General features: G+C 49.5%; 5 protein-coding genes. All 5 read left to right on the top strand.

The features are described from left to right. Positions 1-214: 214 nt before the first annotated feature. The 5 genes from R6U67_RS15090 to R6U67_RS15110 all read left to right on the top strand — a co-directional run bounded on the left by R6U67_RS15090 (position 215) and on the right by R6U67_RS15110 (position 7,254). Positions 215-1,000 (top strand): DUF1995 family protein, encoded by a 786-nt coding sequence (locus R6U67_RS15090; RefSeq protein WP_410253315.1) that lies wholly within the window; start codon positions 215-217, stop codon positions 998-1,000. 243 nt (positions 1,001-1,243) lie between these two features. Further along, on the top strand, positions 1,244-2,266 hold the full coding sequence (locus R6U67_RS15095) for a hypothetical protein (RefSeq protein ID WP_087709041.1): 1,023 nt from the start codon (positions 1,244-1,246) through the stop codon (positions 2,264-2,266). A 125-nt stretch (positions 2,267-2,391) separates the two neighbouring features. Next, on the top strand, positions 2,392-3,456 hold the full coding sequence (rfbB, locus tag R6U67_RS15100) for a dTDP-glucose 4,6-dehydratase (RefSeq protein WP_410253316.1): 1,065 nt from the start codon (positions 2,392-2,394) through the stop codon (positions 3,454-3,456). Positions 3,457-3,547: 91 nt separating this feature from the next. After that, complete coding sequence (locus R6U67_RS15105; protein WP_410253317.1) at positions 3,548-6,055, top strand: ATP-binding protein; 2,508 nt, start codon at positions 3,548-3,550, stop codon at positions 6,053-6,055. 215 nt (positions 6,056-6,270) lie between these two features. Next, on the top strand, positions 6,271-7,254 hold the full coding sequence (locus R6U67_RS15110; protein ID WP_410253318.1) for a GntR family transcriptional regulator: 984 nt from the start codon (positions 6,271-6,273) through the stop codon (positions 7,252-7,254). Positions 7,255-7,468: the final 214 nt, after the last annotated feature.

The raw sequence follows: 7,468 nt of genomic DNA on the forward strand, positions 1-7,468 counted from the left end.
TTGGTGGCCAATCACGCGCAACGACCACGCGCAACCACAAACTGGCAGGTTCTGGGGCGTACCCTTCTGGAACGGGTGTCCAGGCGTCACACTGGTGATCCTTCTGGTTGCCCGAGGCCACAGAGGAAGAGGCAAGAACCCGAAGGGATGCCGCGAGGGGTTAAAATGAGATCCAACTGACTATGTTAAAGCGTTACAGGGTTTTTACGACGGGATGGATACTACAGATAATCGAATTGAACTCCCAGACGACTTAGAGGATGCGATCGCCCAGGCGAAAGCGGCCACCAAAGCCGCCCTGGAGGATGGCTACCGCTTAATCCAAGTTGAGATCGTCTATCCAGAACTTAAGGCCCAACCCATTGCTGAAACCTTTATCCCCGTATTGACGGAGATGGGCTATAACCTGAAAGTGCTATTCCCCGACACAGGGGCCGCCGCCTTGGCCCGCCGCGATTGGGGAGAAACACCGTTCAAAATTGCTGATGTGGGCAGTCGTCGCCTCCCCGTCACCAATCAGATGGATGACAGCGATGAATGCTATCTGTTGGTGGAACCCTCTGACGTGGAAATTGAACAGGTGGAGAAACTGGCGAACGAAGCCGGCGATCGCCCGGTGATTTTACTCCTCCCTCGCCTCGAAAGTGTCGCCACCGTGGGTATCGGCTACGCCGCCCGCCAGTTGCGGGAACGCTTCCTCAGCAAAATCACCTCATGTTATTATGTCCGTCCTCTGCCTGGCGGCGCTGTGTTCCGGGCTTATCCTTCATCTTGGATTGTCTGGACGTTAAATGAGGAGAATCAATATGAGGTGTTAACGGAAATGTCCTATAAACCTATTGGTGAGGAACTTGAACGCTTACTAATGGGTGAAGAACTCGACAATGAGTCTTCTGAAGCGGCTGAGGTTGATCCAGACTCGTCCACTCGTTCCACAAAACCCAAATCCCGAGGCTTATTTGGTGAAGTGCAACGCTTTATCCGCGCCCTAACTCAATAGTTGGTTCACTGTAAATCGCTGCCAGAAGAGCAAATCGTTGCCGGAAGAGGGCGACCCTAAAGGTACGCCCCTACGCCTCTTGCCTCTTGCCATCCCCTCTTGGGAGGGGTTAGGGGGTGGGTTATGCCTTCTTCCCCCGTTTGCCTCTTGCCATCCCCTCCTGGGAGGGGTTAGGGGTGGGTTATGCCTCTTGCCTTCTTCCCCTGTTCCCTGTTCCCTGTTCCCTGTTCCCTGTTCCCTCTTATGCCAGATCTACAAGACGAATTGATTGAGGTTCTCCAAGAACCGCCCGATTTGGATTTTGATTTACCAAATCCCGATGATGAAGACTTGCCCGATTTTGAGTTTTTGCAACAGGTGGATCGCGCCTGGTTGGTGTGCGATCGCTTTAATTTGCAAACGGATATTTGGCGGGGACGAATTTTGCGTGCGGTGCGCGATCGCGAGAAAATTGGCGGTGAAGGACGCGGAAAAGGTTTTCTAAAATGGCTCGGTGAACGAGAAATCAGCAAAAGTCAAGCCTATTCTCTGATTGAACTGGCCAATAGTGCCGATACCTTACTCGAACAAGGAAAACTCGATCCCAATAGTATTAATAACTTCAGTAAACGGGCATTTGTCGAAACGGCTAACTCGCCGTTAGAGGTGCAACAATTGGTTGCCTCGGCGGCTCAGGATGGCGATCGCATTACCCGCCGTGAAGTTAAACAACTCTCCGATGAATGGATGGCCATGACGTCGGAGTTATTGCCCGAGGAAGTCCGCGATCGCGCCGCCGATCATTCGTTACCCGCTCGTCATGTTGCGCCTCTCGTTCGGGAATTAGAAAAACTGCCCGAAAACCATCAGAAAGAGATTCAACGGGAAGCGGCGGAACATCCCGATGTGGACACCTTAAAACAATTGACAACCGAGGCTCGCAATCTCTCAAAATATATTGATGCCGCTTCCCAGGTGCAAACTCTACAAGATCCCTCTCTGGATCTAGAGATGGCCTTGGAGGAAGCCTTACGGGTTGGCTCCCTCAGCGTCGCCTCAGATTTGGTCAAACAGGCGGCTCAATTGGAGCAAACGGTGACAAAGCTCTATACGACCTGGAAGCGCCTCTCAAGCCAATCTGACCGCCTCTATGTGGATACTGGAGCGAGTACCCCTAACCTGCGATCGCTCATTAATGTGATTGAACGAATCAGTGGCCCCATTATTGAAGTTCCCCTCGACGACACGGGAGAACACACGGTTCGCCTACAAATCCTGAGCGACTAGCCAACTGAACGAAAACACTCCAGGCGACTACAAGGCCTAAGTCTTGTCTTTTGCCTCTTGCCTCTTGCCTTCTTCCCCCCTGTTCCCTGTTCCCTGTTCCCTGTTCCCTGTTCCCTTCTTCCCCCATGCCACATCTTCTAATTACCGGAGGAGCCGGATTCATCGGCTCAAACTTTGTCCGCTACTGGTGCGATCGCCATCCCGAGGATCACGTGGTGGTTCTCGATGCGCTCACCTATGCCGGAAACCGAGCTAATATCGCTGATTTGTACGAACAGGGTAAACTCACCTTTGTTCAGGGGAATATCTGCGATCGCCCCCTCATCGATCGCCTCTTGCGCGAACATGAGATTGATACTGTGGCCCATTTCGCGGCGGAATCCCATGTCGATCGCTCGATTCTTGGGCCAGAAGCCTTTATCCAAACCAATGTTGTTGGAACCTTCACCCTTCTCGAAGCCTTCCGCAGCCATTACGCCAATCAGCAACGAGGGCGATTTCTCCATGTCTCCACCGATGAGGTGTATGGAAGTCTTAGCCCAGAAGATCCCCCCTTTTCCGAAACAACCGCCTACGCTCCCAATAGTCCCTATTCTGCCTCAAAAGCCGGGAGTGACCATCTGGTGCGTTCCTATTTTCATACTTATGGACTGCCAACGCTGATCACAAACTGTTCTAATAATTATGGTCCGTATCATTTCCCGGAAAAGCTGATTCCGTTGATGTGCATTAATATCCTGTTGGGGAAAGCGCTCCCAGTTTATGGAGATGGGCAAAATGTTCGTGATTGGCTGTACGTTGAAGACCACTGTAACGCCTTGGATACGGTGATTTCTAAGGGAAAACCTGGACAAACCTACAACATTGGCGGCAATAATGAAGTTAAAAACTTGGATTTAGTGCATCTCCTCTGTCAGTTGATGGATGAGATGGCGCCTCAGCTTCCGCAGCGTCCGAGTCAGGAGTTGATCACATTTGTCCGCGATCGCCCCGGCCATGATCGACGCTACGCCATTGATGCCACTAAAATCAAAACTGAACTGGGATGGCAGCCATCGGTTACAGTAGAGGAAGGGTTACGACGAACCGTGGATTGGTATCTCAGCCATGAACAGTGGTGGACACCGCTACTCTCGCAAGACTATCGGGAGTACTATGACCAGGTCTATGGTGCTACTCCTAACTCCTGACATCCCAGAGTTAGACACTAGAATGAAGAGAAGGGAGTTATTTTGAGACCAACAGATGCTATCCCTTCTCTTCAGTTGTGGTTAGTCCGATATGTCCAATGCTGTGATAACACCGATTAAAAAACGGATACAGCGACTAAGTAGCCGGATTCCGTTGCGTTTAGTGCTGGTGATTCCGTTTTTGCTCGAAATCACAGTAATTGTTGGGCTGACGGGCTGGTTTTCTTTGAACAAGGGCCGCCAGGCTGTTCATAATTTAGTGAGTCGATTGGCTCAAGAAAAGAGCGATCGCATTGAAACGGAAATTGCTAAGTTTTTAGACGTTCCCTTGACGGTGAATCAGGCGACGGCTAGGGCGATCGCGCGGGAAACTATCGATGTCAGCAATGTTCGCAATTTACAGCCCTTATTTTGGGATCAACTGCAAAGTTTCCCCTCAATTAATGCCATCAGCTTCGGGGAAGCTCGCCAAGGGCATATGATTCGTATTGCAGCACAGCCCAAAACACCACCACTCGACCCATTTCAGCCAGATACCTCTTATTTTATTGAATATGCAGACGCGGAAACCAACGGAGAGTTAATTAGTTTTTCCGTGGATATTTTGGGGCGTATGACAACCGGATTGCGGATGCAAGAGGAGTTTGACGCACGCGATCGCCCCTGGTATAGACGAACCATTGGCTTAGGCCATAGTAACTGGAGTCAACTGTATCGTTCTCTCAGTCAAGCCGCCTATGATGCACTGGTTATCACAGCCTCCCAGCCAATTTATGATGAGAATCATGTGCTTTTAGGAGTTGCCGCTGTCACCCTTAGACTTAAGTATATTAGCACTGTTCTAAATGAAATTGATATTGCTGGAGGAGGACAGGCTTATATTGTCGATTCTACAGGACAATTGATTGGTATTTCTGATGGAAGTGATCCCCTCAATGCCATTCAATCTGATGTTGATGATTCTCATCAGATTGAGCGGCCTTATGCTCGTCATAGTCATCATTCTGTCATTGCTCAATCGGCTCAGTACTTAGAGGAAGAATTTGGACATTGGAGTCAGATTACAGAGCAGAAAAATTTATATTTCAAGACAGCGAATCAGGGCTATTTTTTGCAAGTTCGGCTAATTCGCGATAACTATGGTGTGCGTTGGCGGAGTGTCGTGATTATTCCCGAAGCCAACTTCATGCAAGAAATTGAGGATAATCAGCGTCTGACCTTGCTGTTATGTGCGATCGCTCTCATTGTGGCTGGAATCATCGGTTGGCTAACGGCTCGTTGGCTCACTCGTCCTCTGTTACAACTGAGTAGAATTAGTCAAGATATTGCTAATGGGAAACGCGATCGCACCATTCCCCAGGGAGGAATCCGAGAAATCAGTCAACTCTCGCAATCCTTCGCCGAAATGACTCAACAACTTAATAATTCCTTTGAATCGTTAGAAGATAAAGTGGCGGCTCGCACCGCGCAACTTCAAGAGGCGAAACAAACCGCAGATGCCGCCAATGCCGCTAAAAGTAAATTTATCGCCAACATGAGCCATGAATTGCGAACCCCCTTAAATGGCATTCTTGGCTATGCACAAATTTTGATGCACTCCCAACAGTTAACGCCCCTCGAAACCAAACAACTCAACTCTCTCTATCACTGTGGCAACCATCTCCTCAACTTAATCAACGATATCCTCGATTTTGCGAAAATTGAATCGGGGGAATTAACCATCCACCCAAGACTTGTTAGCTTATCAAAATTGCTTAACACTGTTGTCGAAATATGTCAAGTTAAAGCCAATGAAAAATGGCTAAATTTACAAATTAATGCATCTCCCGAAATTCCCGCCTATATCCTGGTCGATGATAAACGCTTAAAACAAGTCACGATCAACCTTTTAGGGAATGCCATTAAATTCACCGATTGTGGTGGTACAATTGAGTTTCATATTTCTCGTCTCGACTCGCCCCTAGACAAGAAACCCAAAGATGCCGTTTCCCAAGCCATCTCTCAACCCCAGGCCACCCCCATTCCTCAACCCATCTCTCAACAGACAGTATGCCTTAGATTTGAAGTGATCGACAGTGGGATTGGGATTGCAGAATCAGACTTAGAGCGTATTTTTCATCCCTTTGAACAAGTGAGTAGCCCCGAGCGCAACAGTGATGGAACCGGCTTAGGATTAGTCATTGTTCAAGAAATCCTGCATCGGATGGGAAGTGAACTGGAAGTCGAATCGCAACTGGGATCTGGAAGTTGTTTTCGCTTCGATTTAGAGCTTCAGATTGACCAGTATCAACCGGTTAGCGAAAATGGGGCGACCGTGATCGAGTCAAGTACCGGGCCGGCCACAAATCTCCAAGCTTCTGGAATCCCCGAGGAACTTCCCGAACCCGAGGATTTAGCACAACTGTTACATCTGGCGAAGCGAGGAAGTTTAAATCGTCTGGGACAAGAACTTGATGCGATCGCAGAAAAACATGAGAACTTGCACAGGTTTTGTCAACACTATCGTCGCCTAATCGAGCGCTTCCAAGTGCGACAACTGGTGCAGGAACTCGAGCAAGACGTCCAGGCGAAATCGCGGTCACAGGAGAGATCTGAATAATGACGATCCGATCGCTGAGGTGAAAGGTCTCAGAAAAATCTCTCAGGACGATCGCGTCATGAGTTGAGAGAATTGCTGAAAATCGCCTTATTGACCTGACTTGGGGTGAAATTGACCCCTCTCAGGGTGGAAATTGGCGGCAGAGTAAGCTAAGATGGCATGAAAAATGTCTACTAAACTCTTCTGATTTTTGTGTTAAGGTTCTGCAAAAACCTATGAAATTTCATATTCAATCGGACAGCGACATTCCCGCGTCCAACCAACTCTTTAATCAAATTCGCTTTGCGATCGCCTCCCGTCAGTTTCCCCCCGGACATCGGCTTCCGAGTACCCGCCAACTGGCCATGCAGACGGGCCTACACCGCAATACCATCAGTAAAGTCTACCGCCAACTCGAAGACATTGGCTTAGTCGAGGCCCAAGCCGGTTCGGGAATCTATGTCCGCGCCCAGGGCCACGAAGGAGGAGGGACGCATCTGAGTTCCCCCATCTGGGCTCAATATCCCGAAGCCCACGAAGTCATCAAACGCAGTCTCGACGAACTCCTCAATAAAGGCTGTTCCCTCAATGAAGCGCGAGAGTTATTTCTCGGGGAAATTGACTGGCGTTTACGTTGTAGCGCCCGAGTCTTGGTAACAGCGCCACTTCAAGATATTGGCGTAGGGGAGTTGATGTCTCAGGAACTCGAACAAGCCCTGAAAATTCCCGTCCAACTTGTCCCCATGGAGGAGTTGTCAGAGATTCTTGACAAAGCCCATTCAGGAACCGTCGTCACCAGTCGCTATTTTATCGGAGAAGCCGAATCCGTCGCCGCACCCAAAGCCGTGCGGGTGATTCCCATTGATATTTACGATTACGCCAAGGAAACTGAACTCGTCAAAGCCTTAGCTAAAGATAGCTGTTTAGGACTCGTCAGCATCAGTTCCGGGCTGTTGCGCGCCGCTGAGGTGATTGTTCACAGTTTGCGCGGTGATGAATTGTTGGTGATTACCACGGAGTTGGGGAATACCTATAAACTCAATGCAATGGTTCGCAGTGCGCGGACGATTATCTGCGATCGCGCCAGCTTTGAAGCGGTCAAATCTGCGATCCAATCAGCCCGAGATGACCTGATTCGCCCCCCCCAAGTTACCTGTTTCGAGAACTACATCAGCAGCCAGTCTATTGAACTCCTAAAACGGGAGTTAGGTTTAGAGTAACGGGTAAGAGAGGACAGTTTAAACTGAATTAAACCGAAAAAAACTGGGTCTTCTGGGTTCAGGGTGATAAGGAAAATTTATGGCGGATCACATCCGTTGCTGTAGTTGCTGTAGGGGCAAAAAATCCCCTCCTGGGAGGGGCTAGGGGTGGGTTCGCCTCCTGGGAGGGGCTAGGGGTGGGTTCGCCTCCTGGGAGGGGCTAGGGGTGGGTTCG

This window comes from Sodalinema sp., assembly GCF_046483825.1.
Lineage (GTDB): Bacteria > Cyanobacteriota > Cyanobacteriia > Cyanobacteriales > Geitlerinemataceae > Sodalinema.